Below are 25,692 nucleotides of genomic sequence, written 5' to 3'. Positions count from 1 at the left end.
CGCGACGACTTTACCGCGATCCATCCATGAGAATCCGCGGTCTGGAAAGGCTGAGGATTGGACTGCTTGTTGTTGATCAGAAGTGACCTCGCCTGCTTCCTAACGGTCGCGGCAAAAATTCATTACGAATGTGGTGCCCGCTGGACAATTCTGTACACCGTGCTGCGGGCGATTCCGAAGAGTTCGGCTATTTCTGCGCTGGTGTGCTTGCCGCCGTGGTGCAGGGCCACGAGGTGCTTTTCCTGGGCGGGGGAGAGCTTGGGTTGTTTGCCGCGGAGCCTTCCCTTGGCCTTGGCGATTTGCATGCCTTCGCGGGTGCGGGCGCGGATGAGGTCGGATTCGAATTCGGCGACCATGGCCAGGACGTTGAACAGCAGCCGGCCTACGGGGTCGGTGGGGTCGTGGACGTTTCCGCCGAGGCTGAGCTTGATGTTTCGCTTGGTGAGGTCCTCGACGATGTCGCGGGCGTCGGGCAGGGATCGGGCGAGGCGGTCGAGCTTGGTGACCACGAGGGTATCGCCGGCCCGGCACGCGGCCATGGCCTGGTCCAGCCCGGGGCGTTCGCGGTTTCGTCCGGTTAGCCCGTGGTCGACATAGACCAACTCGTCGGACACGCCGAGCGACTTGAGGCCGGCCTGCTGCGAGGCGAGGTCTTGCTGGTTGGTGGAGACGCGGGCGTACCCGACCAAGTGCGGTGACATGGCTTCAGTGTAGCGTTTGTGCCACCTTCACCGGGCATTAATGCGGGCGGGGTATGCGCGAATCCGACTTCCTTGAAATTTCAACGTTTTTGGATGCCGGATTTTTGGGGGTGGGGTGTCGCGGTGGGGGATCGGTATAAGGTTCCTAATCAGCAGGCCACTGCTTTCAAGTACCCGTCTAGGGAAGAATGGGCAGGTTGATTGTGACGCAAGATCTAGTAGCTCAAAACTGATTCCAGGAAAATTCTCAGTGGCGAATTTTTGTAGGTCAATTCAAGGAAACGAATCACTTGAATGAGAGCCGGACGCTGCGAGAGTAGGATCCTTGGCCACCAAGTGTTGATCCCTGATACGGATACCGAGTTCGAGTAGCCTGGCAAGATGGACAAAGCTGGGCAGAATAGCGCGTTCGACTTGGGTGAAGGAATTTTCGAGAGCCTGATTACCGATCACTTGGCTGGTCGGTTGGCATCGTTGCACGGTTTCACGCGGTCGGTGGAGTCTGTGCAAGCCGAGGACGCACCAGGTGAACTGGCACGTTTTCTTGGTCGCGCAATTGAGGCTCGTCTTGGGTCGCTCGAACCGGTTCAGATGGTCACGCTGACCAACCAAATTCTTGAACTTGTCGGACACGCCGAAGACGTCCTTCATGGCCCCCAAAAACTGATGAAATTGCAACGCGATGATGAGATCAGAATGCGGTCATTAAAACGGCCCCAGACCTCACTAAGCTCTGCCGCCCTGCTCACGAACAGCCGCGAAGATCCACAGCTTGCCGCCGAGCTGAGGGCCGAATTATCCTCGGCCGATAGAGTCGATCTGTTGTGCGCATTCATCAAGTGGGAAGGCCTGCGGCTCCTTTCAGATTCCCTCGAGGCACTGAAGGATTACGGCATCCCGATACGGGTCATCACCACGATCTATATGGGCGCAACCCAACGCCACGCAATTGACGAGCTGGTTCGCCGTTTCGGCGCAGAAGTCCGCATCAACTACGAGACGAATGCGACGAGACTTCATGCGAAGGCGTGGATGTTCCACCGAAATTCGGGGTTTGACACTGCATACGTTGGAAGCTCCAATCTGAGCCGACCGGCACTGCTCGACGGGCTTGAATGGAATGTCCGGCTCTCGGGTGTGGCAACTCCGGGTCTCCTGCAAAAGTTCTCGATGACATTCGACAGCTATTGGGAGGACGACGCCTTCGTTCCATACGATCCCGATACTGACGCTGAGCGGCTGGACGCGGCACTGAAACGTGCCGGCGGAACAACGGCGGAACGAATGCTCAGATCCACCGGGCTGGAAGTGCTTCCGCTGATGCATCAAAAGGAAATGCTCGAAGAACTCGAAGCCGCCCGCACAAACCGCAACGAGCATCGAAACCTGGTGGTTGCGGCAACAGGGACCGGCAAGACCGTGCTCGCGGCGCTGGATTACAAGCGACTGTGCGAAGCTGCTGGCCAGGACCTCACCCTCTTGTTCGTGGCTCACCGCAAAGAGATACTCGAGCAATCCCTCAAAACATATCGAAAAGTCCTGGGGAAGGGCTCCTTCGGAGAGATGTTCGTGGATGGACAAAAACCGGAGGCATGGAAGTACGTCTTCGCCAGTATCCAGTCCCTGGCCGCTTTCGGACTTTCCAAGGTCGACCCGCAGGCATTCGACGTCGTGGTGATCGATGAATTCCACCATGCCGAAGCATCCTCATACCGCAAGCTCATTGAGCACCTGAAGCCCATCGAATTGCTGGGACTCACTGCAACACCCGAACGTGGCGACGGCGTCAATGTGGCGGACACCTACTTTGGCGGCAGGATTGCCTCGGAGCTGCGTCTATGGGATGCCCTGGATGCCGACCTGCTGGTTCCTTTCCACTACTTCGGTGTGGCAGACGACGTCGACCTCACTGCCATCGAATGGAAGCGCGGCTCCTACGACCTGGAACAGCTAAGCAATGTGTACACAGGCAATGACATGCGTGCCTTGAAGATCATCAACGAACTGCGCGACAAGGTGCTGAGCACGTCCTTGATGCGCGCGCTGGGTTTCTGCGTCTCGGTGAAGCACGCCCACTACATGGCCAAGGTCTTCAACGAGGCGGGAATCCCCTCGGTGGCGGTATCGGGAAATTCAAGCACCGAGGAACGCGAGGAAGCGCTTGCAAAGCTGCGGGCGCGCGAACTGAACTGTATTTTCGCCGTCGATCTCTTCAACGAGGGACTCGACGTACCGGAGATTGACACCATCCTCCTGTTGCGTCCCACGCAGAGCTCGACGATCTTCCTCCAGCAACTGGGCCGCGGACTGCGTCGTGCTGACGACAAGGCCGTGCTCACCGTGCTGGACTTTATTGGACAACAACGCCGGGAGTTCCGCTTCGACGTCAAGTACCGCGCTCTACTGGATGTGCCACGCAAGAAGCTGGAACGCATCATCGACGAGGACGCGCCGGGACTACCCTCGGGATGCCAGCTCATGCTTGATCGAGTGACACGCGCCATCGTCCTGGAGAACATCCGATCCCAACTCAAGCTCAACAAGCCTGCCCTTGTTCGTGAAATCAAGTCCCATGGGTTTCTCGGACTGGATGACTATCTCGAGGAATCCGGCCGAGACGTCAAGGACATCTACCGCAGAACAGGGGATTCCTGGACGGATCTGATCCGCCGGGCAGGATTGATCTCTTCGCGTTCTCCCCAGGAGGAAGGTCTTGTCGCATTCGGTGCTGTCCAACGAGATGAGGAACGCGATCTGCTCAAGCGGGTCACACGATTCCTCCATGTTGACGACGCCGAGCGCGCCGAGGCTTATTCCGAGCTCCTTTCCAGGGAAGCCCGGCGCTATGCGGAGTTGGGACAACGGGACCAGACGTTCGCACGCATGCTGTTCTACACGTTCTGGGACAACGGCGGAGGCAACGCGTCCTACGACGACGGGCTGGACCGGATTCGTGCGAACGGGTACCTGGTTGAGGAACTGCGCGCTGCGTTTGCGCGGGGCGTGGCTCGCAGCGCCCGAGCACCGAAGGGACTTCCGCTCGGTCTGCAACAGATTCCGCTGTACTCACATGCCACCTACTGGCGGTCCGAAGTCCTTGCGGCACTTGACTACGGTTCCTTGGAACAAGGCAAGGGCGTAAACCATCGTGAGGGAGTGGCGTGGTGTCCGCAGGCGAGCACCGATGCGCTCTTCGTGACGCTGGACAAAGATGAGACAGTCCACCACCCGAACACGCTGTACAAGGATTATGCGATCAGTCCACGGCTTTTCCACTGGGAATCGCAGAACGCGACCAGCCCAACCAGCCCGACCGGGCAGCGCTACTTGAATCGGAAGGACCACGGATCCCACATCCTGCTCTTTACTCGTGATGCGGCCAAGGATATCGACGGGCTGGTCATGCCATTCACGTGTCTGGGCACGGTCGACTACGTGAAACATGACGGATCAAAGCCGATCGCCATCACCTGGAAGCTGCAGCGTGAAATGCCGGTTAGCGTTTTCACGTCGGCAAATGCTGTTGCCAGATGAAGCACACCCCGAACGCTGAAGGTCTTCCACTGGTGAAACTTGCTCGGCCAGCAACTGACAATAAGAGAAAAGATTCCAGGTATTTCGATTACCGGCGTCGGCATTGAGTCAGTGGACTGCGCGTTCGAGCAGAAATTGCAGGCATGTCCAGGGCGAAAGCGGGAGGCGATCGCGTGGCGGACATGGCTCCGGCCCGCCGTCGCAAACGCGAGGACGGGCCTGGACCAAGTGTCGAAATCGTTAGATGTCTGTCAGCTCGCGCTTCCGACCCTCTGGTGCGATGACCACCGCAATGGCACAGATGGCCAGGACTGTGATCCAGCCAGCTCCAAGGATCACGCCGCCGGCGGTGGCCGCCATGATGCCCGCGGCGATCATCGGTGTGAAGCCGGCACCGATTGTCGATGACGCCTGGTAGGCAATCGATGAACCGGTGTAGCGGACCCGGGTGGGGAACATTTCCGCAATGAATGCGGCCAACGGGCCAAACATGAATCCCTGGATTCCCTGGCCCAGGATCACCGCGGTCGCGTATCCGGCCACGGTTCCGGTCTCGACCAGGTTCAGGATCGGGAAGGCCGCCGCCATGCCCGCAACGATGCCGATGAGCAGGATCTTCTTGCGGCCGAAGCGGTCGCAGAGCCGTGCGCTGATGATGGTTGCCAGCAACATGGCCACGGCGGCCAGTGCCTTGGCATTGAGCACGCCTGTCTTGTCGGCGCCGTTGGCCACGGCCTCACTGACGGCCCAGACGGTGACCATGCCGGCCATGGTGAACTGTGCGACGCCGGCGAGGATGCCCAGGGACAACTGCTTCGGGTGGCGGGTGAAGACCTCGAGGATCGGCATGCGCCGACGGTCTGCTTCTTGCTCCAGCTTTTGGAAGAGCGGGCTTTCGGAGACCTTAAGGCGGATGACCAATGCCAGGGCCACAAGTGCCGCGCTGAGCAGGAATGGGATGCGCCAGCCCCACGCAAGGAACTGCTCGTCTGGCAGCAGCGTCGCCGCCGACATGGCCAGGGTGGCCAGCGCTGCGCCGGCCGGGGCGCCCATGTTGGCGAAGCTTGCCGCGAAGCCACGCTTTTTCTTGGGTGCCTGCTCCAGGGCGATCAGCATGGCTCCGCCCCATTCACCGCCCACGGCGATGCCCTGGACGACGCGCAAGGTGATCAGCAGGACCGGTGCCAGCACTCCGATGGTGGCTGTGGTGGGCAGCAAACCCATAGCGGTGGTGGCGACGCCCATCATCACCATGGACAGGATCAGCATCTTCTTGCGTCCCAGGCGGTCGCCGTAGTGCCCGAAGATGGCTCCGCCGATCGGGCGTGCGGCGTAGCCGGCGGCCAGGGTGCCGAAGGAGGCGAAGGTGGCCCAGCCCGCATCAAGGTTGACGAAGAAGACCTTGTTGAACACCACGGCGGCGGCCGTGGCGTAGAGCAGGAAGTCGTAGTATTCGACCGCGCTGCCCACGAAGCTGGAGGCGAGGATCCGCCGCATGTGCGGAGTGTTCAGCGAGGTCTCGGCTACCGCCGGGGCCGTGGTGGTTTCGTGTGCCATGGTTCCTAATCCTTCTGGGTGCTGGTGGCGGCCGCAAGTGCTTCGTTGCGCGGGCGGGCAAAACTGATCGTCTCGAGGTCGTCCGGAACGAAAACCGGTCCGTCGAATGCCTCCTCGGCGGACCGCCAGACGGCGGGTTCGGCGTTTCCCGGCACCAGATGGTGCAGGGCGAGCGCCCGTGCCCCCGCGGCGGCGGCGAGCTTGCCGGCCTGCCGTGGGGTGGTGTGCGACTTGCGGTGGTGTTCGATGGTCGCGGTGCGGGTCGCTTCGTCTACGTCCGCATAGGAGTTGGCGGCCCAGTCCATGTCGATGGCCTCGTGCAGGAGCAGGTCGGTGTCCCGGGCCAGGCGCACGAGGTTGGCGCAGGGGGCGGTGTCCCCGGAGATGGTGACCGATCCCTCGGCGGTGTCGAAGCGGAAGGCGAAGGCCGGGGCCACCGGGGGATGGGCAACCAATGTTGCCGTGACCGTGACCAGTTCGTCCGTGTAGATCGTGAACGGTTCCATGCCCTCGGGGGTAGCATTCTCGTTCGGGTGGTAGCCGGCCTCCGCGGGGATCGCGATGTCGCAGGCCTCGAACACCGTGTACGGCGAGGGGCGCAGCGAGTCGAGCATCCGGTCGGTCAAATCCGCCGAATAGGCGCGGAAGAGATGCTCGACCATGTCCTTGGTGCCGGCGGTCGGGGTGTCGGCGAAGAGCGGCTGGATGTCGCCTTCGGCATTCTTGTTCACCGGGGGCAGCATGCCGCGGTCGCCCGGGCCGATGATGCGCACCGGGGCGCCTGGGCGCTGGCCGGTCATCATCCAGCCGAAGAGCAGCATGCCCGCCATGTCCACGGTGTGGTCCGAGTGCAGGTGGGTTAGGAAGATCCCGCGCAGCTGGTTCGGGTCCAGCCCGGCCTCGGCGAATTGGCCGCTGGCGCCGCGGCCGCAGTCGACCAGGTAGACGGCTTCGCCGACCACGACGGCGGTGGCGATGCCGTTGCGCCGCCTGCCGGCGGAGGGGGCGCCCCACCAGCGGGGGCCGCCGGCGGTGCCAAGGGTGATGACGCGGGGAGTGAGGTCCATGAATGCTCCTGAAAGGGGAAGGTCTTGGAACCAACTATGACTTGGAACATATACTGTGAAAATCGAAACTAATTATAGATCTTGTTTGAAGGAGTCAACTTTGCTCGCCGTGACCCTGCGCCAGCTCGAGATCTTCCTGTTCGTGGCGGAGGAAGGAACGCTGGCCGCCGCCGCGCAACGCCTGCACATGACGGCAGGCTCGCTGTCGGTGGCCCTGAGCACGCTCGAGAAAACGCTTGGCGTCCAGTTGCTGGTTCGTCGGCGGGCCAAGGGAGCCGCGCTCACCGTGGCCGGGCGCGAGCTGGTCGAGAACGCAAAGCAGGTCCTTGCATCCGCCCACGCACTTGAAGCCTCTGCCGGAGCCATCCGGGGTGAACTCGTTGGAACCTTGACGATTGGCTGCTTCGATACCCTGTCCCCGTGGTTGGTGCCGCCGGTGCTTGAGTACTTCGCCGAGCATCACCCGCAGGTCGAGGTCCTGGTGTCGGAGGCTTCCTCCGACGAACTCCAGCGCCGGCTGCAGGAGGGGGACCTCGATGCAGCCTTCATGTACCAATTGCATGTGGACACAGACCTGGAACGTGCCTTGGTCGCGGCCGTGAGACTTCAGTTGGTCCTGCCGGCCGGTCACAGGCTGGCCGATCGCGAGGAGGTCCATTTTGCCGAACTCGGCGACGAGCCGGCGGTGCTCCTGGGGCTCAAGCCGGCACCGGACTTGATCATGGCCATGACGGAGGCTGCGGGTTTCACACCCAATGTCCGGTGGCGCCTGCGGAACGTCGAGACGATCCGCTCCGTGGTGGGCCGCGGCCTGGGATATACCGTGATCATGGGCAGGCCCAGCGGCGACAGGACCTACGACGGGCACCAACTGGTCTACAAGCGCATCGCGGACGAACTGCCGGAGAATGCCGTTCAGCTCGTTTTCCAGTCCGGATCACTCGGCAACGCCAAGATCCGCGCGTTGCGCGACTTCGCCACGACGCACCTGGGTGCCATCGCGGATCCGATGCAGCATTGGGCCGCGGATACGTAGTCCTCGCGGTGCCTTCGACGCAGTCCAATAAGTAGGTTGAGCGCCCCACTATCCGAGGGTGTCCGTGGAGGGCAACCCACCTGGCGGGTTTCCCCTCAAGTCCAGGGGTTGTGCTCACGGTCGGCTGTGGAGGAGTATCGGTCCGGTGGCCCGAACGGACGAGGAAACATCTGGCGCAATGCCGAGGGAGATGGAAGATACATGGCACTGATGGAGGAAAACTCCGACCGTGGTTTTCTGGCCAAGTGGGTGTTGAAAGTGGGCGGAGGCAAGGAGCCAGACCCGCGCTTCACGTCGACCAATGAACGAACCTTCTAGGCCTGGATCCGTAGCTTCCTCGGCTTTCTGGCCGGGGGCATTGCGCTGAAAGCCTTTTGCTTCCCAGGCATTTTCCGGGCCGCTTCGCACCGGAATCGCGCTGTTCCTGATTATCATCGGGATGTTCATTCGTGCCGGGGCCGCTGTGCGCTGGCGCAACATTGAATCATCCATGAGTCACGGCAAGGCGTTGCCGTTGCCGCTGACCGTCCCGATCCTGGGCCAGGGTGACGCGGTAGCCGCGGCGGTTGTGGCGATGCCGTCACGGATGGCTCGCGGCGGTCGATATCGTTGGTTTGATGTTCCATGCGTGCCGGGGAACAGCAGCATGGGGGAGACGAGTCAGTGCCGGCTGCCATGTATATGAATGTCCTTGCGTTCAGGTTTTCCGTTGCTGTGTTCGTCTGGCGTGACCGAAGTTCAGATTCTTGTTGGATGGTAGCCCAGCACTGGCACCGCACCAGTGTGAGATGCCAGTGCTGGGCATCGCCAGCGGGAAAATATCATCGTTCTTGTCGAGGGTACATGGCAAGCCCGGGTTGCATCCTGACTCAATATTTCCGGGTCTGCACCGATCCTAATCAAAGACCACGGCGACACGTTCCTCAAGTTCGGCAAAGAGCTCGGGGTTCAGATCGGTTTTCGCTCCCGGTATGTACGTGACAGGACCGAGGGATCCGGTGAAAGGGAAACTCCTATGTCGTTCAGAGAGGTCCCAATCCACCGGGCCGCATCGATCGGCCCCGACACTAATGCCGGTGAACGGCGCCATTCCGACCATCATGGGAACCACATCAATGAGGACCTTGTTCATGCCATCCCGGTCCGTTAGCGAAATCTGCCACTGCGCATCCGGAAGCGAAAGGAAATGCACCGTCAAGTGGTGATGTCCGGTGTCCAGCGCGTGCCGCCCCCGCAGGACGGTGCCGTAGGCATTGTAGGACAGGTGGAGTTCGTGGTCCTTCACGTAGAGCAGATATCCGCCGCCTTGGTCGCCATGGGAGACCAATACACCGGCGTCGCGGTCGGTGAACTCAAAATCCAGCTCTATGTCGAAGGAACGGAGTTTGGTCAGCTTCAAAGACCTGAACCGTTCCAGGACGCCCGAGGAACGGTAAAGGGTCAGCGGGTTTTCGAGTTCCAGTTCGGATGCCGGGCGAACCCGCAGCAGTGTGCCGTCGTCGTTGAGCGGGAATACGGTGTTGCGCCAGGCCTCGGAGTCCCACCGTGCAGCGAGCTCGTGAACGATCCCAGGGTGTTCAGCGGCCAGATCGTGAATCTCCGTGGGATCTGTGAGCACGTTGTATAGCTGCCAGGCGTCGGGATCCCAGCTTGGGCCGAGACGATCGGGGGAGAGCAGCTTCCATTGGTGGGTGCACAGGGCTCGACGGCCCTGAAGCTCAAAATATTGGGTATGGTCCTCGGGTTCGCCGCCAACAAGGGTCTGGACCCGAGAGACTCCATCGAGTTCCAGGGCCATTTCGCCCTGGACGTGTTTCATCGGCGGAACCCCTGCAAGCTCGAGTAACGTTGGCATGACGTCGGCGCTGAACATGAATGCGTTGCGTATGCCGTGAAGTCCTTGACCTTTCCCTGCTGGCCACGACAGCACCAAGGGAACCCGCACGCCTCCGGCCATGGTGTGCGTTTTGTACTTGCGGAAAGGGGTGTTGGATACTGCGGCCCAACCGCGTGGGTAATGCGAATAGACCTGCGGTCCGCCGATAAGTTCGATCGGCCGCGGGACGTCGCGTTCCCAACTTCCAGGCAAGCCCGGCATCGATGCGAATTGGCTAAAGTAGCTCCGGGTTCCTTCGGAACCACCCTCGGCGGTGCCGCCGTTATCGGAAGTGAAAACGAAAATCGTGTTGTCGTACTCGCCGATCAACTTGAGGTGTTGGACCAAACGCCCGACGTTCTGGTCCACGTTGTCGAGCGTTGCGGCATAGACCTCCATATGGCGGGCGAAGCGGATTTTCTGCTCGGCAGTGAGGTCCTTCCACGGCTCGACGCCATCCAATGCGCTTTCATCCCTGGCCGGCAGTGAAGTGTTTCCGGCAAAGAGTCCCTTGTCCAGTTGTCGTTTGAAGCGCTGTTCACGCAGGACATCCCAGCCCTCGTCGTAGATGCCTCGATATTTTTCGATGTCTCGGTCCTTGGCTTGGAGGGGGCCGTGGACGGCTTGCTGGGCGAAATACATGAAGAAGGGGCGCCGTGCGCCGGAACCCGCCTGGTGCGATGAAATCATGCCCATAGCTTCGTCGGTCAACGCATCGGTAAGGTAGAAATCTTCGGGGTATTCCTCGGTGTGAACTGCGGAGTTGTCCCGGACCAAACGGTGCGGATGGAACAGGGATGTGAAGCCATCCATGCAGCCAAAGTACTTGTCAAAGCCCCGTTGCAAGGGCCACGAGGACTTGTCCCCGCCGTCGGACAGATTGGTTTCCAATGTCAGGTGCCATTTGCCCAAGGCAAATGTCGAATATCCCGCGTTGCGCAGGGTTGCGGCGAGTGTGGGGGCCCGGGCGGGAAGTTCCATGGCATAGTTCGGGAACCCGGGGTCGGCATGCGGAACATAGGCAAATCCTGCCCGGTGTGGGTTGACCCCGGTCAGGAGCGACGCCCTGGCCGGAGCACACATCGGGGGAGTGTGATAGTTGGTTTCCAGTACTCCGGCTGATGCGATGGCGTCGAGGTTAGGAGTGTCGATCTCGCTGCCGTAGGCGCCGATGTCGCTGAAACCCATGTCATCCATCACCATCAGGATTACATTAGGGGCGTCCCCTCCTGCGCGGGGTTGAGCGCTCCAGGAAGGCCGGGAGTTCGACGCCTTCCGATCGATGCGGCCGTCGAAATTCTCGTAGCCGCGTGCCTGTGCGGGGATTCCCGGCGCGGGTTCCATCATCTTCCTCGTTCCTGTAAGACGGAGTGTGACGTTCAAGTGCCTTTAGACCGATATGCCCACAAGTGCGCGATCGATGGGAAATGGGGCCAGAGGTTTCGATCCCGATCCGTTTCCGGCGCCTTTTCCATGGGTCACGTTAGCGGCCCCGGTGTTGTGGCCGTTCTAGATCTCTGACGTCGCCCGCAAGAAGCGTTGGGTACGCTCATGACGAGGATTCTCCAGGACTTCGCGGGGGGTTCCTCTTTCGACGATGAGCCCACCATCCATGAAGACAAGCTCATCACCGACGTCCTTTGCGAACTCCATTTCATGTGTCACCACGATCATTGTCATCCCAGTGGAGGCAAGACCCCTCATCACGTCGAGAACCTCACCAACCAGTTCGGGGTCCAGCGCGGAGGTAGGCTCGTCGAAAAGCATGAGCTTCGGTTCCATGGCCAGTGCCCGTGCTATTGCCACACGCTGCTGCTGGCCTCCGGAGAGCTGGGCAGGGTATTTGCGTTCATGCCCGGTCAGTCCGACGCGTTCCAGTGCGGCTTGTGCTCGTTCCCGCACTTCGGCCTTTGGGCGCTTGAGGACCCGCAAAGGCGCTTCCATGACGTTTTCAAGGGCAGACATGTGCGCAAAGAGATTGAACCTTTGGAAGACCATGCCAATGTCCCGCCGCTGGCGCGCCTGTTCTGCCTCAGTGAGGTGGTGCAGCCGGCCGTTCTTTTCCTTGTAGCCGACAAGTTCACCTCCGACACGGATTCGTCCCGCATCGATGGTTTCCAGGCGGTTCATGCAGCGCAGGAAGGTGGATTTGCCCGACCCGGAAGGGCCAAGAAAGCACATGACTTGGCCATTACCTACCTCTAAGTCGATGCCTTTGAGGACTTCATGCGCACCAAAAGACTTGCGGACACCTTGTGCCAGGACCATGGGGGTGTTCATTGTTGTTGCTTCTTTCATCGGGTGTATCCACGCGCGGCACGGCGTTCAAGGAAGCCTTGTCCGATGCTGAGGACGGAAACTATGACCAGGTACCAGAACGAGGCGACGAAGAACATCTCGACAGTTCGGTAGTTGACCGCGGCGATGTCATTGATGGCGGTCATGATCTCGCCGCCTGCGATGACCGAAACCAAGGAACTGGACTTGAGCAAAAGAATGAGCTGATTGCCTGTAGGAGGGATGATCATCCGCAGTGCCTGGGGCAGGACGATGCGCCACATGGCAATGCTCGACCGCATGCCCAAAGCAGCCGCGGCTTCCTTTTGCCCCTCATCGATCCCGAGGATTCCGCCCCGCACGATTTCTGCCATGTAGGCGCCTTCGTGGATGGATAATGCCAAGGCAGCGGCAACGAAAGTGGTCATGACGGCATTGGTTTCCACTTCGAAGAACATGATCCCGGTAAACGGTATCCCGATGCCCAACGTTTCAAATAGCAGTGCAAAGTTTCCGAAGATCAAGATGAGCACCAGCAGAGGAACACCTCGGAAGAACCAGACGTATCCCGAGGCCAGCCCACTGAGGACCTTGTTGTGCGAAAGCTTGGCAATAGCAAGGAGCACGCCGATGATGGTGCCAGCTACGATGCTCACCGCAGTGAGCTGGAACGTGACGAGAAGCCCCTTGAGGATGGATCCGGCGAATAAGTTCGAAGCGACTACGGAGTAGTCAAGGTTTTCGTTGCGCGCCATGGCGAGCAGGAAAGCCGCAAGCAGGACGGTGGCGGCGGCGGCCATGATCCACTGGCCGTAGTGCTTGACCGGAACGGCATCGATGCGCAGATCGTCTGCCTTTCGGTGCACGGTTGGCGAAGTAATTACCACGGCTACTTGCTCTCTGTCCGCACGACGTCGTCGAGAACGCCGCTTGTAGCTGGATTCAGCACGATTTGCTCGGCGGTGAACGTTTCGTTTTCGGCGCCGTACTTTGCGAGGATTTCTTTGTATCGGCCGCTATCGATGACAACCTTGAACGCGGCCTGCAGCGCAGCTGCAAGGTCGGTGTCGCCCTTGGCCAAAGCGATGGCTTGCGCGCCACCGAGGTATTCGATGGGGGCAACGGTGAAGACCGAACCGTTTTCCACGGTATCGGCGACGTAGCGAACCGGCACCGTGATCCCTGCGAACGCATCTACGCGGCCTGAACGCAGCTGGGTCTGTGCCGTGGCTGGGTCGTCGAACAGCGAGATTTCCGGACGGCCGTGAGCCGCCTTTTCGCAATCTTCGGCGATGGAATCAAGAAGTCTTTGCGATGTCCCGCCACGCACGGTTGAAAGATGCAGGGAACACAGTGCTTCGGTATTTTCCACTGGCGCCGCGTCCGCTAGCGTCATGAAACTTTGGGAGTTCTTCATGTAGGAGATCATCTCCAGGGTGGTTTCGCGCTCTTCGGTCGCCTGCATCAGGGTCCAGATCCCGTCGATTCGCTTGGCGGTCAATGCCGGGACCAGCCCGGGGAAGGCCATTGCCTCAAATTGGACGTCGACACCCAACACGGCACCCACCTCCGTACCAAGCTCCGGCAACATGCCACCCATTGTGTCGCCGGTTTTCATGGTGAAGGGGGCGTTGTTGGCCGTGCTGCCAAAGACCAGCTTCCCGTCATTGCGGATGTCCTCGGGCAGTAGATTCCTTGCTGATTCGTTGACCGCGCTCTGGGCGGTGGATCCATTCGTTGCCTGTGGGGCTCCCTCCGCCGTCGTGCTGCATGCGGTGAGCGCAATCAGGGCTGCAGTCAGGACCATTGCTCTGGAAAGTTTGCGAGTGCTCATGGTGGGGGTATCTCTTTCGTTGGCGATCGACGCCGTGTCGGCGGAACGATTAGTTCATCTAATGAACTACTTGTGATCTAAGTCTTACGTGATTATTCGATTGTGCCCTACGTCACGCAACGTATCAAGCGCAATTCACTACATTTCGTTGACTTTTCCCGATGTTTCTATCGTTTCAAAACAGTCCATTAAATGAACTTTTTGGGCTTGGCTCATGGAAAGTGTGTATCAAGGGTTCCTGAGCTTCCGATCGACCCCTGCCTCAAGCAGGCCTCATTTTGGGCGGCGGGATATGCGCAGGGGAGAGTGCTCCCACTGGCGGACCACCATGCAACGTGGCAGGGGTTCTGGGGCAGCATCGTTCGCGGTATCCGTGGCCAGGCTCGAACCTGCCGATTTCCCGGACCATGGCGCGGCTGGCTAAAAGCTGTTTCCTTGGCACATGCGAGTGCCAATCGCCTACCTCCTGTGTCGTACGATTCGACATATGGCGGGCGGCGGGGCCGGCACCGTTTAGGTATCGACCCCGCCGTGGCAGGATTTCAGGGCAAGACCATACTTGGAGAACGACTAGCGTTGGATGCCGATCCAGTGGTCGGTGGTGAATTCGCTGATGGCCCAGTCACCGTTGAAGCGGCCGAGGCCGGAGTTTCGTTCGCCGCCGAAGGGGATATGGGCTTCGTCGTTGATGGGCATGTCGTTGATGTGTGTCATGCCTGCCCTGATCTCCAGCCCGAAGCGGACGCCGCGGTCCACGTCGGTGGTGAACACCGAGCTGCTGAGCCCGAAGCGCGTGTCGTTGGCCAGCTCGAGGGCGTGGGCTTCATCCTGGGCGCGGAGGATTCCGACCAGGGGGCCAAAGATCTCTTCGCGGGCGATCTCCATGTCGGGTGTGACATCGGCGAAGGCGAACGGCGAGACAACCCGCCCGGTGATGGTGCCTTCGAGGGCCACGCGTGCACCCTCGGCCTTGGCCTGGTCGATTTTTCCGGCAATGCTGGTCAGTTGACTGTCGTTGATAATCGGTCCGACCACGGTTTCCGGCAGGGAAGGATCCCCGACGGGCAGTTGGGCCGCTGCGGCGGCGAAGCGTTCCACGAATTCGTCATAAACCGGGGCTTCGACGATGATTCGGTTCACCGCCATGCAGATCTGGCCCTGGTGCAGGTAGGAGCCGAGCACCGCCGACTTCACGGCCAGGTCCAGGTCCGCATCAGCCAGGACGACAAGGGGGCTGTTGCCTCCCAGTTCCAGGGCCACGTGCTTGAGGTGTTGGCCGCCGGTGGCGATGCGTCCGACGTTTTGACCCACCGGGGTGGAGCCGGTGAAGGAGATCAGTGCGGGGACGCGGTGGGCGACGAAGTGGTCCCCGATTTCCGATCCGGCGCCGACAACGACGTTGAGCACGCCGGCCGGCAGCCCAGCTTCCTCGAAGATGCGGGCCAAGAGCAGTGCGCCGGTGACGGGGGTGTCACTGGCCGGCTTGATCACCACCGCATTGCCTAGGGCAAGGGCCGGGGCGACCGAACGCTGGGAGAGGTGCAGCGGGAAGTTCCATGGGCTGATGACCCCGACGACGCCGAGAGGGCGGCGGTAGATGCGGTTTTCCTTGCCGGGGTTGTTGGATTCGGCGATGCGGCCGTGGACACGGCCCGGGAAGGATGCTGCCTCCAAGGTGATGCCCGCGGCCGCGGAGACCTCGATGTTGGCCTTGATCACGGTGGAGCCGGATTCCTTAACCAGCCAAGCGACAAGTTCCTCGCGATGTTCCTCCAGCAGTGCTGCTGCACGGAACATGACCTGGGCCCGGGCCGCAGGGATTTGGGCGGCCCATGACTTCTGGGCTGATTCGGCAGCGGCGTAGGCCTTGTCGAGATCCGTGGTCGATCCCTGGCGCAGGGTGGCCAAGACTGAATCGTCGTAGGGGTTGGTGACAGTGAGGGTCTTTTCGGATTGGCCCTGAAGCCAGTGGCCGCCGATGAACTGGGCGGCGACGTCAATGTCGCCGAAATCCGGTGCCAGGCGGTGCTCGGTGGTGGTGATGGTGGTGGTGGTCATTGCCGTGCTCCTGTGAAAGAAGGAAAGGGATTAGAAGGTGACGATGGGCTTGATGGTTTCGCCGCTTGCAGAGGCGTCGAAGGCTTCGTTGATCTGCGCGAAGGCGAAGAACTTGGTGAGCTTGTCGAACGGGAACCGGCCCTGGCGCCAGAGGGTAATGAGCTTGGGGATGAAGACCTGAGGCACCGAGTCGCCCTCGATGATGGTGCGGAAATGCCAGCCCTTGGTCAGCGAGGCACCTATTTCGAAGGAGACCTCGGTGCCTGGGGCCGGAGCCCCGACCAGTGCAACGGTCCCGCCGATGGCCAAGACGTCTGCGCCCTGGCGCAGGACGGCAGGGATGCCTGTGGTGTCCAAGGCGAAGTCGACGCCGCGGCCGCCTGTGATGCGCGTGATCTCCTGGGCGACGTCCTGTAAACGGCTGTTAATCACGTGGGTGGCACCCAGGGTGGCGGCCAGCTCCAGGCGGGAGTCGACGATGTCAACTGCCACGATGGTGGTGGCTCCCGCAACCACTGCCGCCATGAGGGCCGCACAGCCGACTGCCCCGGTTCCGAAGACGACGAAGCTTGATCCGGCGGGTACCTTCAGGGAATTGAGCACAGCTCCGGCACCGGTCTGGATGCCGCAGCCCAACGGGCCAAGCAACTCCAGCGGCAAATCCGCATCGACCTTGACGACACTGCGTTCAACCGCGTTGACGTGGCTGGCAAAGGAGGACTGCCCGAAGAAGTGCGAGGAGACCCTTTTTCCGCCTTCGGAGAATGCGGTAGTGCCATCGGCGCGGCTACCGCCGAAATTGCGGTTGAAAAGGTCGGTGCAGTAAGACAAACGCCCGGTCAGGCACGATTCGCAGGTGCCACAGCTATTGGCCGAGAGCACCACGGCGTCCCCGGGTGCCACCGTGGTGACGGCCGAGCCGACGGCCTCGACAATGCCCGCTCCCTCGTGTCCGAGGACAGCGGGAAGCGGTGTCGGATATACCTGGTCGCGGACAATCGCGTCGGTGTGGCAGACGCCTGTGGCCACCAGCCGGACCCTGACTTCGTCGGCCCGCAGGTCGTCGAGTTCAAGGGTGGTGATTTCGAAGGGCTTTGACTCGCCTCGGACAATTGCTGCGGTAACTTCCATGATTCTTCCTTTGGCTGGTGGTGGATGGTGGGGCGTGCGGTGAAAGTCAGACTCCGGCGAGTTCGCCGGAGCGCGCGGTGGACAGGTATCCCCCGGGCTTGAAGGTTCCGTTGGCGTCGCGGAACGCGAACCCGAAGTCGGGCCAAATCAGGGTCAGCCTGCCGCTCCGCTCGTCGACGTACCAGCTCTTGCAGCCGCCGTCGATCCAAACGGTTCCCTGGGCTGCCGCCTGGATCTGCTCGACGTAGGCTTCCTCGGCCCGACTGCTGGGCTCCAGGATCTCGATGTCCAAGGCATCGGCGTGGTCGATCGCCCCGAGGACGTAGTTCACCTGGGATTCGATGATGTACACGATCGAATTGTGACCCAGGGAAGTGTTGGGTCCGTTCAGGACAAACATGTTGGGGAATCCGCTGACCGTCACGGAATCGTGTGCCTGCATGCCCGACTTCCAGTGCTCAGACAGGTTCAGTCCGTCGCGTCCGTGCACGAGTGCGGCAAAAGGCGGCTCAGTGGCCTCGAAACCGGTGGCGAAGACCAGTACATCGAGTTCGTAGCCGGCGCCGGAGGACGCCACCACTCGACTGCCCTCGATGCGATCGAGCGCCGATGCCTCGACCGTGGTGGTTTCGGCCTGCAGGGCCGGGTAATAGGTGTTGGAAATCAACAGGCGCTTGCAACCCGGCTCGTAGTCGGGGGTAAGGACTTCCCGCAATTCCGGGTCGGTGATTTGTGCCGCCAGATGGCCAAGCGCCATGCTCCGCGCTGCTTCCAGGTATTGGGGTACGCCGCGCCGCTGCGCATAGTTGTTCTCTCCGGTCCAGAAGAGGTCTGAACGCAGCGCCGATATGGCCGATGGGTCGCGGCGGAACAGCCGCTTTTCCCCCTCGGTGTAGGATCGTTCCACGCGTGGAATCACATAAGCCGGGGTGCGTTGGAAGACGACCAGTTCGGCTGACGTCCTGGCCAGTTCCGGGATGACTTGGATAGCCGATGCACCGGTGCCGACCACCCCGATGCGCTTGCCCTCCAATGACGTGGAATGGTCCCAGCGGGCCGAGTGGAACTTGTCTCCGGTGAAGGTTTCGATTCCCGGGACGGAGGGAAAGCGCTCGTCGGCTAGGTGCCCGGTGCCGGTGATCAGGAACTGTGCGGTGAACAGCCCCAACGGAGTGCTGACCCTCCAGCGGCGGGAGGACTCGTCCCAGCTGGCGTCCTGCATATCGGCACCGAAATGGATATGCTCCAGCAGTCCCTCGTCCTTGGCGCAGGCGCGCAGGTAGGCCTGGATTTCCGGGCCGGGGGAGTAGACCCGCGACCAGTCGGGATTGGGACGGAAGGAGAAGGAATAGAGGTGCGAGGGGACGTCGCAGGCAGCACCGGGGTAGTCGTTGTCGCGCCAGGTACCGCCGACGTCGTTGGCTCGTTCGAGAATTGCGAAGTCGTCGTCGCCGCGTCGCTTGAGTTGGATGGCCATCCCCAGCCCGGCGAAGCCGCTGCCGATGATGAGGGACTTGACGTCCCGGGTCATTGTGGTGGTGTTCGTGGTCATTGCGTGGTGTACCAATCTGGGGATATTCGGGCCCGCCCTATGCGGATGCCCGGGTGCGAGGCTAGGGGCGGGGAGTTGCGATGACGGTGCCGGCCGGGTGTTCGGCCGGGGCGTCCATGAAGCGCTGGATGTGGTGGCACAGTTCGCTGGGGCGTTCGAAAACGACAGCGTGGCCGGTGGGGATTTCGGCGAACCGGGAGTCCTCGATGGCGCCGAAGAGCGCCTTCTGGTGCCGGATGGGAACCATTTGGTCGTGTGTGCACCCGATCACCAGCGTGGGTGCCTTGATGCGGTGTGCGTCGGCCACGATGTCGATGCGCCGGTTCAAGTCCATCTGGCTGTCGCCGAAGCCGTCGAAGGACATCAGGTCCATGCCCGCCTGGATCTCTCCCATGGTCTTTTCCGCAAGGAACGGGCCGCCGAAGGCGCAGAATGTCGAGTAGGCCCGAATGGCCTGGCTGCCGCTGCGGCGCAGGTCGAGCCAGACGTCGTTGCGCAGCTGCTGCTGCAGGTCGGTCTTCATCCATCCGGCGACAAGGACAAGGCGCTTCACTAGCTCGGGATGCCGCGCTGCAAGGGCTGCGGTGACGACGGCACCGAGCGAGTAGCCCAGGAGGACCACCTTCCGGCCCGGAAGGATGCCGGCGATGGCCCCGGCGACCTGCACCACGAGATCCTCCAGCTCAAGCGCTTCACCGTGTGCCGGATTGGCCATGTCGATGGAGACGACTCGCTGCTTTGCGGAGAGGATGGGGAAAAGGAAGCCGAAATGGCTGGTGGTGGAGCCACCGGTGCCATGGAGCAGGACAAGCACATCGTCGTGGCCCCGGGAATCCTGTGAGTCGTGGTAGGTGATTTGGGTGCCGTCGATGGACAGTATCGATGGTTCGAGGGTGGCAGTGTTCGACATGCTCGTTCCTTTATGTATGCGCGTTGGACGCGGTGGATCGGGTTGGCCAGGGAGGAGGCGCGGGATGAGCGGTGGCTTCATCGCGCCGCCTCCCTGGTGCGGGGTTGACCTAGCGCACGTCGCGGAGGTCGATTCCCTTGGTTTCCTTCCAACGCCAAACGACGAAGGCCGAGCCGAGGCAAACCGCAATCATGTAGACGTTGAAGGCCCAGCCGAGATCCACGGAATTGAAGTAGGTGTTCAGGTACGGGGCAGTGCCCCCGAAGAGGGCCACGGCGAGCGGCATTGCCGTTCCCATGATCAAGGTGCGGTAAGCGGTGGGGACCTGTTCCGCCATCATGGCCGGTTGCGTGCCGGCGATGCAGGCGCTGATGCCCATCATCACGGACTGGGCCACGAACAGGGTCCATGCCGAGTCGTTGATCATCGCGAACATCGGGAAGGTAAGCGCGGCGGTGGCCAGGTTGTAGAAAATCACCGGTGGGCGGCGGCCGATCTTGTCGGAGACCCAGCCCATGATCGGGGTCAGCGCGATGTTGATGAGCATTGCCCCGAGTGTGGCCCCGAAAGCCGCGGCGGGATCCATGCCGTGCTGGGAGATGGCGAACACCGCGGCGTACGAGGACCAGATGTAGTACGGCAGGGTGGTGCCAGCCATGTAAAAGAAGATTTGCACCGAGCGCGAGAAGATCTTGCCGCGCGACCAGTTGGGGAGCGCCACCGTCTTTTCCTGCAAAGTGGTTCCGGTAGCCTCGACGTGTTCGGTGTGGACCTCGGATTCCATCATGTTCCGGCGGAGCCACAGCACGGCCAGGGCCAGGAGCGCGCCGAAGAAGAACGGGATACGCCAGCCCCAGGTGGCCATGTCCACGGGTTCGAGCTGTTGGGCCAGAAGACGGCCGAACAGGGTCGCCAGCAAGGTGCCGCCGCTCATCGCCACACCGATGGTCGAGCCGAAGATGGCACGCTTGTTCTTGGGTGCAATTTCGGGCAGATACACGTTGGAGGCAGTTGACTCGCCACCGTGGGCGAAGCCCTGGATGAGGCGGGCCAGAACCAGCAGGACAGAGGCGAACCCGCCGATGGTTTCGTAGCTAGGGATCAGCGCGATCATCAGGGAACCGCCGGCCATCGTGAGCATGGTGACCATCAGGACCCACTTGCGGCCTTTCTTGTCGGCCAGACGTCCAAAGAACCATCCACCCAGCGGCCGCATGACGAATCCGACGGCAAAGACGGCCAGGGTGCCAAGCAACGCGGAAACCGGGTCCGCCTTGTCGAACAGTGCGCCGGAAATATAGGTGGCGAATACCGCATATACCGCCCAGTCGAACCACTCGAGCAGGTTTCCTACACCCGTCGCAATCAGGGAGCGCCGCTGGTCGGGCCGGGTGGTGGTGGCTGCTTGGTTCTCCGGGATTCGGGTCTGCTCGTAATTCAAATTCGTCATTAAGTCCGTCCTTGCGGGTTTCAACTTGAAGGATTTTCGAGGATGGAGATTAATAGGTGGCCCGTCCGCCGGAAAGGTCAAAGACCGCCCCGGTGGAGAAGCTGACGGCGGGGCTAGTGAGAAAGGCAATCATCTCCGCCACTTCTTCCGGTTCGCCAACTCTCCCCATGGGAATGCGTCCGAGCAGCTTTTCCTTGACCTCGTCGTTGAACCACGCTTGTTGGAGCATGCCTGAACCGATCAGCGCCGGGGCGATCGCGTTGACGATGACGCCCTGGGCTGCCAGTTCCTTGCCCAGGACCTTGGTCATCGCGATGACCCCGGCCTTGGCCACCGAGTAGCCGCCGGAGAGCGCATGGCCCTCCATCCCCGCGGCCGAGGCGACATTGAGAATTCGGCCGTAGCCGCTGGCGATCATGGAGGGAACCACCGCCTTGCACATCATGAATTGGCTGGTGAGGTTGATGTCGATATCCCGGCGCCACTCTTCGAGTTCCACTTCCCACAGGGGGCGCATGGCGCTTCCCATGCCGGCGTTGTTGACCAGGATGTCGACACTGCCGAACGTTTCCTGCGCCAGGACAGTAGCGGATAGCCCGAGCGAGGGATCCGTGACGTCGCCGGCGAGGGAAACCGCTTGTCCGCCGGCAGCCACGATCGAAGTGGCCACCTCGGCCGCGGCGTCTGAATCCAGATCGACACAGACGATGCCGGCACCCAGGCCAGCGAGCTTGTGAGCGGTGGCGGCGCCGATTCCACCGGCTGCACCGGTGACAATGGCCGCCTGGCCCCGAAGAACGGAAGTACTAGGCATGGGTCCTCCTGAGGGAAATGTGGTTACTGTTTCAGCTGCAACATGCATAGTCCGATTAGTGAACTTATATAATTGATGCCGTACAGTTTTCCATGAGACATAATTGTGTTGACCATCACTGTGTGGCGGCGAATGCAACAATACATAAGGATTAATCGGTGGTAAAGCCGCCAAGCGTCATGTAACGTCGAAATTCCGGAGAGTGGACTTGATGACAGAGAATGAAGTGCCAGAGAGTGGAACCAGAACGCAGGTAGTGGACCGCGCAGCAAAGATCCTTGCTGCCCTAGCGGCGTATGGGCTGAGCGGTGGTCGGTTGGTTGACATTGCCCGGGACTCTGGCATCGCCCGACCGACGGTGCACCGGCTCCTCCAAGAGTTGGTGGCCGTGGACTATGTGCGTCAATTGTCGGACAAGCGTTACGGCTTGGGCGCCGGATTGTTCGCGCTGAGCCTGAGCGTGCCGAGCCCGGTTCGCGATATGAATGCGATCAAAGTCGCCGCCCAGGATCTCTCCGATCAGTGCGGGGATACCGTGTATGTGGCAATTCGCCAGTTCAACTCCGTGCACTATCTGGTCCGCACCAGCGGCAGCTTTCCGATTCGCACCCACTCGGTTGCGGTGGGTGACACCATGCCGCTGACCTCAAGCTACTCAGGACTCGTCCTGCTTTCCGGCATGGACCGCCTTGCGCAGGAGGAATTCCTGGACCGGCTGCCGGAGGGTCCAACCAGCCACTATTGGCCCCGCTCCGCCGAGGAACACGAGGCGGAGATTCGCAGGGCCCTGACGCAGAACGCCAGGGAGGGTTATATCAGCGGAAAAGACGTCGTCATTCCGGGAGTCGCTGGGCTGGCGCTAGCCGTGCCGTCCCGGACGCAACACCCGTACATGACCGTGAGTATCTCGGCGGTTGAATCGCGATTGGCTACCGAGCGCATCAAGGATTTGCTCCCCTTGCTGCAAAATACGGCCAAACGCATTTCCGCTGCCATTGACTAGCTCCCTCGAAACCCCGCAAAAAACTCCGGCAATAAGCTTTGAAGAAAGGCGCGCTCCCCATGGCACCCACGCATGAAGAAATGACAGCCCCACCCATCCCAGTTCGACCTGTGGCGATTGTGACCGGCGGGGGACAAGGTCTTGGGCTGGGTTCTGCCCTTGCGCTGGCCGAGGAGGGCTTTGATCTGGCGGTGATCGATTTGGCCCCGGAGGCGGACCCGGCCGTGATGGAAGGCGTGGTCGCCAGAGGCGCCGCCGTGCGCTACTACCAGCTCGATATTTCCGATTTGGACCGGCAGCCCGAGGTATTGCGGAGGATCCGGGAGGACTTCGGGCGCCTGGACTGTTTGGTCAACAACGCAGGCATTGCCGCCAGGCCGCTCACTGACATCCTTGAGCTTTCTCCCGAGGCTTTTGACCGTTCGGTGGACGTCAACCTCCGCGGAACCTTCTTCCTGACCCAGTGCTTTGCCAACCTGCTGATCGCCTCCGGCGCCCCCGAGGATAGGGTCTACAAGAGCATTGTCATTGTCAGCTCAATCGCCGCGGAGCTGGTCAGTACCGATCGTTCGCAGTACAACGTGACGAAATCAGCACTCAGTATGGTCGTCAAGCTCTATGCGCAGCGCCTTGCGGAATACGATATCCATGTCCACGAGGTGCGGCCTGGGCTGATTGCCACGGCGATGACCGCTTCGGCTGGCAACACCATCGCCGACGACTGGATCGAGGGTGGTCGTGTCCCTCTTGCACGGTGGGGGCAGAAGGAAGACGTTGGACAGGCCGTGGCAACACTCGCCGCAGGACGCCTTCCGTACATGACTGGGCAGCCGATCTGGGTGGCCGGCGGGCTGAACATTTCGCAGGCTCCGTAATCCAAATATCTCACCGGGAGCGGTGGCCGGAGGAATCCGGCCCAAGCTCCCGGTGGGTCGATCTGTTCGTCTCCGGGATGTTGTGGCGCAGATTAAGGTTTGAAGTGCCCGTGCGTGTGTGCCCGTGCGTGCGCACGGGTGAATATGCTCAGCGATCAATTTAATGATTGAAGATACAAGTAATTCGTGTATCGTTGAAGAAGGAGAAACGCCAACGACCGTGCCTGTGGACGGTGGTAACAGTTCAATACTCCCCACCGATCCGCTGGGCATCGGAGCCGCTTCCAGGCTCTCGATCCCACAACCCAAGGAGCAGATCCCCGAATGACCACCACACTGCGCGACGTACGCTCGACCGGCTGGATGACCAACGACGTTCCCGACGCGGTCGTGCTCTTCCTGCACGGCTTCGGTTCGAACGAGCAGGATCTCAGCTCTCTGGCTCCGGCACTCGGGCTAGATCTTCCCTGGGCCTCCCTGCGTGCTCCGCTTGAGCTCGGCAACGGCGGGGCCGCTTGGTTCGAGATCACCACTCCCGGGGCCCCAGATGCCGCGCCGGTCGAGGAAGCAACCGAGGCCATCTGGGCCTGGATCGATCAAAACGTCGACGCGTCGACCCGCATCATTCCCGTCGGATTCTCCCAGGGCGGCCTCATGGCTAGCCAGCTGCTGCGCACCCGCCCCGAGCGCGTCGTTGCCCCGGTGATCCTCGGCGGATTCGTCCTTGGCGCAAGCCAGCAGGGCGACCAGACGCTGCGCGAAAACCTTCCCCCGGTATTCTGGGGCCGAGGTGCCGTGGACCGGGTCATTGCCCCGGTCGCGATCACCCGCACCACCGAATTCCTGCCGACCCACTCCTCGCTCATCGAGAAGGTGTACCCGGGACTGGCACACGGCATCAACGCCGCCGAGCTCGACGACGTCCGCGACTTCATCACCGCCCAGATCGGCGCCGAGGTGGCGGCCGGCGCATGAGTGCCGCCAACCCGTTCGAGATCGGCATCTTCACCTTCGGAGAACTGACCCGCAACGCCGCCGGCAAGCCGATGGACGCCGCAACGCGCATGCGCGACATCCTGGAATGGGCGCGGGTCGCCGACGATGCCGGACTGGATGTGTTCGGCGTGGGGGAGCATCACCGCGAAGACTTCGCGGTCTCCTCACCGCCGGTCGTGCTTGCCGCCGCCGCGGCGCAGACCAAGAACATCCGCCTGACCAGCACAGTCACCGTGCTCTCCAGTGCCGACCCGGTCCGCGTCTTCGAGGACTTCGCAACGCTGGATCTCATCAGCTCCGGGCGTGCGGAAATCACCGCCGGCCGCGGCGCCTACCTGGAGTCGTTCCCGCTCTTCGGCCAGGACCTGCAGCGCTACGACGAGTACTTCGACGACCGGCTCGAGCTCCTACTGAAGATCCGTGACGAAAACCCCGTCACTTGGAACGGTTCGACGCGTCCGCCGTTGCATGAGGCCGGGGTCTTCCCGCGCCCGGTCCAGGACTCATTGCCGATCTGGGCCGCGGTGGGCGGAACCCCGGCCTCGGCCGTGCGCGCCGGAAAGCTGGGGCTTCCGCTGTACCTGGCCATCCTCGGTGACCCGCCGCGCTTCGCGCCGCTGGCCGAACTGTACCGCCGTTCCGCCGCTGCCGCGGGCCGGGAGCCCGGGCAGATCGGGGTGACCTCGCACTTCTACGTGGAGGAGACCTCGCAGGGAGCCAAGGACACGTTCTTCCCGCACTACAGCTCCTACATCGGGCAGAACATGCCCCGGGCCGGCCGCCTGGACCGGGCGGCCTTCGAGGCCTGGGCCAGCCCGCGCGGTGCCCTGTTCGCCGGCAGCCCGGCGGAGATCGTGGAGAAGATCCTGTGGGAGCACGAGATCCTGGGACACACCCGCTTCCTCGCCCAAGTGGGCTTGGGCGGCCTGTCGCAGGCGCAAACGCTGCGCTCCATCGAACTGCTGGCCACCGAAGTGCTGCCCGTCGTACGGGCGGCGCTGAAAAACTAACTTTCACGAAG

19 protein-coding genes are annotated in these 25,692 nt (G+C 61.6%); 6 read left to right on the top strand and 13 right to left on the bottom strand.

Features of this window, described 5'->3' with window-relative positions; genetic code table 11:
- Positions 1-122: 122 nt before the first annotated feature.
- Positions 123-701 (bottom strand): recombinase family protein, encoded by a 579-nt coding sequence (locus ABD687_RS11455; RefSeq protein WP_310291097.1) that lies wholly within the window; start codon positions 699-701, stop codon positions 123-125.
- Between the two features lie 414 nt (positions 702-1,115).
- On the opposite strand from ABD687_RS11455, the gene ABD687_RS11450 reads away from it, so the two are divergent.
- Positions 1,116-4,235 carry a DEAD/DEAH box helicase gene (locus ABD687_RS11450; protein ID WP_310291099.1) on the top strand — a complete coding sequence of 1,040 codons (3,120 nt, stop codon included), beginning with the start codon at positions 1,116-1,118 and terminating at the stop codon, positions 4,233-4,235.
- Positions 4,236-4,475: 240 nt separating this feature from the next.
- Here ABD687_RS11450 and ABD687_RS11445 read toward each other — a convergent pair whose 3' ends face one another.
- Positions 4,476-5,792, bottom strand: a complete 1,317-nt coding sequence (locus ABD687_RS11445; protein ID WP_310291101.1) for an MFS transporter — start codon at positions 5,790-5,792, stop codon at positions 4,476-4,478.
- A gap of 5 nt (positions 5,793-5,797) precedes the next feature.
- Positions 5,798-6,859, bottom strand: coding sequence for an MBL fold metallo-hydrolase (locus ABD687_RS11440; RefSeq protein ID WP_310291103.1), 1,062 nt, complete (start codon positions 6,857-6,859; stop codon positions 5,798-5,800).
- A gap of 109 nt (positions 6,860-6,968) precedes the next feature.
- On the opposite strand from ABD687_RS11440, the gene ABD687_RS11435 reads away from it, so the two are divergent.
- Positions 6,969-7,895, top strand: coding sequence for a LysR family transcriptional regulator (locus ABD687_RS11435; protein WP_310293446.1), 927 nt, complete (start codon positions 6,969-6,971; stop codon positions 7,893-7,895).
- Positions 7,896-8,790: 895 nt separating this feature from the next.
- Here ABD687_RS11435 and ABD687_RS11430 read toward each other — a convergent pair.
- From ABD687_RS11430 to ABD687_RS11385, 10 genes are all read right to left on the bottom strand, one after another.
- Positions 8,791-11,115 (bottom strand): arylsulfatase, encoded by a 2,325-nt coding sequence (locus ABD687_RS11430; protein WP_344761020.1) that lies wholly within the window; start codon positions 11,113-11,115, stop codon positions 8,791-8,793.
- A gap of 165 nt (positions 11,116-11,280) precedes the next feature.
- Positions 11,281-12,051, bottom strand: a complete 771-nt coding sequence (locus ABD687_RS11425; protein ID WP_310293448.1) for an amino acid ABC transporter ATP-binding protein — start codon at positions 12,049-12,051, stop codon at positions 11,281-11,283.
- Between the two features lie 14 nt (positions 12,052-12,065).
- A complete protein-coding gene (locus ABD687_RS11420) occupies positions 12,066-12,914 on the bottom strand; it encodes an amino acid ABC transporter permease (protein ID WP_310291107.1) in 849 nt (282 codons plus the stop codon).
- 23 nt (positions 12,915-12,937) lie between these two features.
- Entirely contained in the window at positions 12,938-13,855 is a 918-nt protein-coding gene (locus tag ABD687_RS11415) for a transporter substrate-binding domain-containing protein (protein WP_344761019.1), read from the bottom strand.
- 597 nt (positions 13,856-14,452) lie between these two features.
- Positions 14,453-15,940 carry an aldehyde dehydrogenase family protein gene (locus ABD687_RS11410; RefSeq protein ID WP_310291111.1) on the bottom strand — a complete coding sequence of 496 codons (1,488 nt, stop codon included), beginning with the start codon at positions 15,938-15,940 and terminating at the stop codon, positions 14,453-14,455.
- 30 nt (positions 15,941-15,970) lie between these two features.
- Positions 15,971-17,071 (bottom strand): NAD(P)-dependent alcohol dehydrogenase, encoded by a 1,101-nt coding sequence (locus tag ABD687_RS11405; RefSeq protein WP_310291113.1) that lies wholly within the window; start codon positions 17,069-17,071, stop codon positions 15,971-15,973.
- A gap of 46 nt (positions 17,072-17,117) precedes the next feature.
- Entirely contained in the window at positions 17,118-18,623 is a 1,506-nt protein-coding gene (locus ABD687_RS11400) for a flavin-containing monooxygenase (protein ID WP_310291116.1), read from the bottom strand.
- Between the two features lie 61 nt (positions 18,624-18,684).
- Positions 18,685-19,533: an alpha/beta fold hydrolase gene (locus ABD687_RS11395; protein ID WP_310291118.1), complete on the bottom strand. Its 849-nt coding sequence runs from the start codon at positions 19,531-19,533 to the stop codon at positions 18,685-18,687.
- Between the two features lie 109 nt (positions 19,534-19,642).
- Positions 19,643-20,983, bottom strand: coding sequence for an MFS transporter (locus ABD687_RS11390; RefSeq protein WP_310291121.1), 1,341 nt, complete (start codon positions 20,981-20,983; stop codon positions 19,643-19,645).
- 49 nt (positions 20,984-21,032) lie between these two features.
- Complete coding sequence (locus ABD687_RS11385; RefSeq protein ID WP_310291123.1) at positions 21,033-21,797, bottom strand: SDR family NAD(P)-dependent oxidoreductase; 765 nt, start codon at positions 21,795-21,797, stop codon at positions 21,033-21,035.
- Between the two features lie 256 nt (positions 21,798-22,053).
- On the opposite strand from ABD687_RS11385, the gene ABD687_RS11380 reads away from it, so the two are divergent.
- The 4 genes from ABD687_RS11380 (at position 22,054) to ABD687_RS11365 (ending at position 25,681) form a co-directional block, all read left to right on the top strand.
- Positions 22,054-22,800, top strand: coding sequence for an IclR family transcriptional regulator (locus tag ABD687_RS11380; RefSeq protein ID WP_344760989.1), 747 nt, complete (start codon positions 22,054-22,056; stop codon positions 22,798-22,800).
- Between the two features lie 59 nt (positions 22,801-22,859).
- A complete protein-coding gene (locus ABD687_RS11375; RefSeq protein ID WP_310291126.1) occupies positions 22,860-23,675 on the top strand; it encodes a 3-ketoacyl-ACP reductase in 816 nt (271 codons plus the stop codon).
- Positions 23,676-23,999: 324 nt separating this feature from the next.
- Complete coding sequence (locus ABD687_RS11370) at positions 24,000-24,650, top strand: alpha/beta hydrolase (protein WP_310291129.1); 651 nt, start codon at positions 24,000-24,002, stop codon at positions 24,648-24,650.
- Positions 24,647-25,681 (top strand): LLM class flavin-dependent oxidoreductase, encoded by a 1,035-nt coding sequence (locus tag ABD687_RS11365; RefSeq protein ID WP_310291131.1) that lies wholly within the window; start codon positions 24,647-24,649, stop codon positions 25,679-25,681. Before ABD687_RS11370 ends, ABD687_RS11365 begins: the two co-directional genes overlap by 4 nt.
- Positions 25,682-25,692: the final 11 nt, after the last annotated feature.

Source organism: Paeniglutamicibacter sulfureus (assembly GCF_039535115.1).
Classification (GTDB): domain Bacteria; phylum Actinomycetota; class Actinomycetes; order Actinomycetales; family Micrococcaceae; genus Paeniglutamicibacter; species Paeniglutamicibacter sulfureus.
This window is presented reverse-complemented; position numbering and strand designations above follow the sequence as displayed.

Excerpts from the sequence above, each read along its gene's own strand:
- ABD687_RS11455 (WP_310291097.1), bottom strand. The coding sequence starts at position 701 with ATGTCACCGCACTTGGTCGGGTACGCCCGCGTCTCCACCAACCAGCAA.
- ABD687_RS11400 (WP_310291116.1), bottom strand. The coding sequence starts at position 18,623 with ATGACCACGAACACCACCACAATGACCCGGGACGTCAAGTCCCTCATC.
- ABD687_RS11395 (WP_310291118.1), bottom strand. The coding sequence starts at position 19,533 with ATGTCGAACACTGCCACCCTCGAACCATCGATACTGTCCATCGACGGC.
- ABD687_RS11405 (WP_310291113.1), bottom strand. The coding sequence starts at position 17,071 with ATGGAAGTTACCGCAGCAATTGTCCGAGGCGAGTCAAAGCCCTTCGAA.
- ABD687_RS11425 (WP_310293448.1), bottom strand. The coding sequence starts at position 12,051 with ATGAACACCCCCATGGTCCTGGCACAAGGTGTCCGCAAGTCTTTTGGT.
- ABD687_RS11385 (WP_310291123.1), bottom strand. The coding sequence starts at position 21,797 with ATGCCTAGTACTTCCGTTCTTCGGGGCCAGGCGGCCATTGTCACCGGT.
- ABD687_RS11415 (WP_344761019.1), bottom strand. The coding sequence starts at position 13,855 with ATGGTCCTGACTGCAGCCCTGATTGCGCTCACCGCATGCAGCACGACG.
- ABD687_RS11410 (WP_310291111.1), bottom strand. The coding sequence starts at position 15,940 with ATGACCACCACCACCATCACCACCACCGAGCACCGCCTGGCACCGGAT.
- ABD687_RS11430 (WP_344761020.1), bottom strand. The coding sequence starts at position 11,115 with ATGGAACCCGCGCCGGGAATCCCCGCACAGGCACGCGGCTACGAGAAT.
- ABD687_RS11375 (WP_310291126.1), top strand. The coding sequence starts at position 22,860 with ATGGCACCCACGCATGAAGAAATGACAGCCCCACCCATCCCAGTTCGA.
- ABD687_RS11390 (WP_310291121.1), bottom strand. The coding sequence starts at position 20,983 with ATGACGAATTTGAATTACGAGCAGACCCGAATCCCGGAGAACCAAGCA.
- ABD687_RS11440 (WP_310291103.1), bottom strand. The coding sequence starts at position 6,859 with ATGGACCTCACTCCCCGCGTCATCACCCTTGGCACCGCCGGCGGCCCC.
- ABD687_RS11445 (WP_310291101.1), bottom strand. The coding sequence starts at position 5,792 with ATGGCACACGAAACCACCACGGCCCCGGCGGTAGCCGAGACCTCGCTG.
- ABD687_RS11370 (WP_310291129.1), top strand. The coding sequence starts at position 24,000 with ATGACCACCACACTGCGCGACGTACGCTCGACCGGCTGGATGACCAAC.
- ABD687_RS11365 (WP_310291131.1), top strand. The coding sequence starts at position 24,647 with ATGAGTGCCGCCAACCCGTTCGAGATCGGCATCTTCACCTTCGGAGAA.